Source organism: Protofrankia sp. Cas8 (assembly GCF_963555845.1).
GTDB lineage: Bacteria > Actinomycetota > Actinomycetes > Frankiales > Frankiaceae > Protofrankia.
On record NZ_CAUVXI010000329.1, the window covers coordinates 1 to 3,684 of the forward strand.

Genomic DNA, 3,684 nt, shown 5'->3' on the forward strand with positions numbered 1-3,684 from the left:
GCTCGGGGTGAAATCCCCCAACCGCAGCGACTCCAACTTGATATTGAACGGGCTCGCGGTGCCGAGCCGGCTCGGGTCACCACCACTGGCGACCTTATAGTCGCGCACGTCGCGCAGCCCACACAACGCCACGGAAGCGGGAAACGCATGCGGACGATGACTATAGCCGTCCCGCAGCTGGCGCAGGACGCTGATCAGACTCGCACCGCGCAACGCGTCGATCTCATCGAAGAACAACACCAGCGGCCGCGGACAGACCCGCGCCCACGCGGTAAGCGCCGACGCGAACAGGCTCGCGTCGGGCACGTCCGGCCAAGGCGGCGGACGCAGGTCTAGTGGCAACGCAATGTCGGCGTGGTCTCGGATCCTCTGGAGGATGCCGCGCTGCGCGGCGCCGAGATCATCACCGAGGGCCTCGCCGACCTCACAGGAGAAGTGCAGCGCCGCGTACACGCCGCCGGCGGTCAGCTCCTCGGCCAGCGCCCGCAGCGTGGTCGTCTTCCCCGTCTGCCGCGGCGCATGCACCACGAAATAGCCCAGCTGGGCGACCAGATCGGGCGCCTCCGGCAGCCGCCCCAACGCCGGAATCATGTAGTGGTACGCGGCCAGACACGGCCCCGCCGTGTTGAACCTGCGTCCCATGAGCTAGAACCCTCCGCGACATCGGACGACGACCGTCCCCGCCACTCTACGGTGCACCGCGTGCCCCACCGTGTGCCCTGTGTGCCCCGCCGTGTGCCCCGCCAGGCGCTCCGGTCTGCATCCAACAGCGACTCGCGCCGGTGCTCCTCGTCGCCGGACACCCAGGGCTTGACAGGGGCGTATCCCGGACTAGATTGATGAGCGTTCATTCAACTATGGAGGGTGGATGGGCCGGCGACAGACCTTCGACTCCGATGATGTCCTCACGGCGGTGATGCACCTGTTCCGTCGGCAGGGTTATCAGGGGACGTCGTTGAAGGACGTGGAGGAGACCACCGGGCTGCATCCGGGCAGCCTTTACCGAGCGTTCGGGAACAAGGATGCGATCTTCCGAGCGGCCCTGGACGCCTACGTCGACCGGGTTGTGGTCCGGCGCGTCGCGGACCACCTGGAACGGCCGGATGACCCGCTGGAGGGCATCAGAACGTACTTCACCTCCACCTTCAATACCGGGCGTGCCCCGGACCCCGGATGCCTGGTCACGAACACCGCGGTGGAGTCCTACGCCCTGGACGAGCTGACGAGCCGCGGTGTCCGGCGCGGGCTGGACGCCATCGAGCGGGGCTTCACCGGTGCTGTGGCGCGCGCGCAGGCCGCAGGGCAGGTGCCCGCCGCCGCCCAGGCTGACCGGTGGGGTGCCCGGCTCCTGGTCGACTACCAGGGCGTTCTGGTGCTCGTCCGAGCCGGGACGCCAGCCTCCCGACTCCAGGAGATCACCGACGACATTCTCGTCTCCCTGCGATGTGACCCCACCAGCTCATGGAAGGACACGGCCCTGTGAACATCGGCCGCCAGCCCGCCGCAATGGCCGATGCCGACCTGCCCAACCTGCCGGGCCCGTACGGCCCATGTCTGGAGACAAGATGACGACCCCTCGCGTGGTCATGGTGCTCACGTCACACGACCGGTTCGGAGACACCGGGCGGCCCACCGGCTTCTGGTTCGAGGAACTCGCAGCCCCCTACTACGTGCTACGTGACGGCGGGGTTGATGTGACCCTGGCATCGCCGGCCGGCGGGAAGCCGCCGGCCGACCCGGCCAGCCTGACTCCCGATACGCGGACCCCCGATGTCGACCGGTTCCTCGCCGACGCCGAGGCTGCCGGTCGTCTGGCCGCCACGGAGCGACTGGACTCGCTGCACGTCGACGACGCCGACGCCGTCTTCCTCGTCGGCGGCCACGGCACCATGTGGGACTTCCCGGCCCAGCCGCAGTTGGCGACCCTTGTCGCCACCGTCGCGGCCCACGGTGGCGCCGTCGGATCGGTCTGCCACGGTGCGGCTGGGCTGCTCGACGTCGTGATCGACGGCCGTCCGCTCATCGAGGGACGGGCACTCGCGGCGTTCAGCGACGCGGAGGAACAGCTTGTCGGGGCAACCGATCTCGTACCGTTCTCCCTGCAACGCCACCTTCACGCCCGCGGCGCCCGGTACACCGAAGGTGCGCCCTTCCAGCCACACGCCGTGCGGGACGGCCAGCTCGTCACCGGACAGAACCCCGCCTCCTCGAGGCGCACAGCCGTGCTTCTGATCGAGGCGCTCCGGTCTCCGGCCGCGACGGACACGCGGCCATGAGCGGTGACCGAAGCCTCGCCGACCACATCCTCGACCAGCTTCAACCGATCGACGGCGTCACGCTGCGCCGTTTCTTCGGCGGCTGGGCACTGTGCCACCACGACCGGCAGTTCGCGATGGTCATGGACACCCTCTATCTCCGCGTCGACGCCGCCGCCGGAGCCGCGGCCGAGGCGGCAGGTGCCCACCCCTTCACCTACCGGGCAGCGGGACGAACCGTCACCGTCCGTCGCTACTACAGCGTCCCCGACGACGTTCTCGACAACCGCGAATCCCTGTGCGCCCTCGTCCTGAACGCGATCGAGCCGACCCGAACAGGAACAGGAACAGGAACAGGAACCCAACCACAGTTCTTACGATCACAATAGCCGCGGCAAGAAGGAGGTCTGGATGTACGACGCACACCCCACAGATGACATACCCGACCCGCCCTATGTCGCGCCCGTGGTCGAGGAACTGGCAAAAATCATGGGACGCCACACTCAGAAACTCAACCGGATCTTGTGGCATGCGCCTTATACAGCCGCGCAGATTGCCGAGGCGATAGCATCCATCCAAGCGACCCACAATGAGATCGCCGGATACGAGGAACGACTTTCCCGCTCGATACCGGGCAGCACCCGCCAGCCAAAAGTAGCGGCATGGTTCGGCTACCATCGACAGACTCTCGAACAGGCATACAACATCTACCAGGGTATTGCCCGCTCGCTCAACCAACCCTCCGGCGCACCGCCAGCCGCCCCGCCGGTCGCCGCGGACGCAGACCCGGCCGAACGGATGCGGCGGCTTCTCGGCGGTTGCTGCATCCATTGTGAGGAGCATCTGGGCGCAGCCCTGTACACAGTCGCGATATGCCCCCGGTGCGGCCGCTACCCGACACGATAGAATTCACCAGGTATTCTTCCCTGGCATCGCACGTACGGTCGGTGATTTCTCAACGGCCGATTTCTCAGCGACCGATTTCTCAGCGGCCGAGGCGGGCGCGAACCTCGGGACGCCGCAGCGGCGGCACGGTGGTCGGGGGCTGGCGGCGGGCCGGTAGCGCGCCGAGCAGCCGGTGAACCGTAGCGGTCACCTCGGTGACGGCCACCTCGAACGCGTCATCGGCCGCCGGCGGCTGGCGCAGCCCGCTGACCTTCCGGATGAACTGGCGGGCGGCCGCCTCGATCTCCTCGTCGGTCGCCGGCGGGTCCAGGCCCCGCAGCTCGGTGATGTTTCGGCACATGCCTACAACGGTAATCCCACCCGCCATGGGAACCCGCCGGTCAGGCGCGCAGAACGGTCAGGCGCGCAGAACGGTGACCGGGCGACCGGACGGACTGCTCGCCTGCTCAAACCTGGTGCGGTCGGCAACAGGCGCGACCTCGGGCCGGCGGTCGAACACCACCAGCACACCGCGGTCGAGACC

Annotated in this window: 6 protein-coding genes; 4 read left to right on the forward strand and 2 right to left on the reverse strand. The window is 68.1% G+C overall.

What is annotated here, in order from left to right; all coding sequences use genetic code 11:
* Positions 1-642 (reverse strand): ATP-binding protein (locus U9977_RS26300; RefSeq protein WP_322751965.1); only part of this gene is annotated, 642 nt, incomplete at its 3' end.
* Positions 643-868: 226 nt separating this feature from the next.
* Between U9977_RS26300 and U9977_RS26305 the strand changes: the two genes are divergently transcribed.
* The 4 genes from U9977_RS26305 (at position 869) to U9977_RS26320 (ending at position 3,161) form a co-directional block, all read left to right on the forward strand.
* Positions 869-1,483, forward strand: coding sequence for a TetR/AcrR family transcriptional regulator (locus U9977_RS26305; RefSeq protein ID WP_322751966.1), 615 nt, complete (start codon positions 869-871; stop codon positions 1,481-1,483).
* A gap of 82 nt (positions 1,484-1,565) precedes the next feature.
* Complete coding sequence (locus U9977_RS26310) at positions 1,566-2,276, forward strand: type 1 glutamine amidotransferase domain-containing protein (protein WP_322751967.1); 711 nt, start codon at positions 1,566-1,568, stop codon at positions 2,274-2,276.
* Positions 2,273-2,644: a TfoX/Sxy family protein gene (locus U9977_RS26315; RefSeq protein ID WP_322751968.1), complete on the forward strand. Its 372-nt coding sequence runs from the start codon at positions 2,273-2,275 to the stop codon at positions 2,642-2,644. Before U9977_RS26310 ends, U9977_RS26315 begins: the two co-directional genes overlap by 4 nt.
* 22 nt (positions 2,645-2,666) lie before the next feature.
* Positions 2,667-3,161 carry a hypothetical protein gene (locus U9977_RS26320; RefSeq protein ID WP_322751969.1) on the forward strand — a complete coding sequence of 165 codons (495 nt, stop codon included), beginning with the start codon at positions 2,667-2,669 and terminating at the stop codon, positions 3,159-3,161.
* A 79-nt stretch (positions 3,162-3,240) separates the two neighbouring features.
* Here U9977_RS26320 and U9977_RS26325 read toward each other — a convergent pair whose 3' ends face one another.
* Entirely contained in the window at positions 3,241-3,501 is a 261-nt protein-coding gene (locus U9977_RS26325) for a DUF2277 domain-containing protein (protein ID WP_322751970.1), read from the reverse strand.
* Positions 3,502-3,684 lie beyond the last annotated feature (183 nt).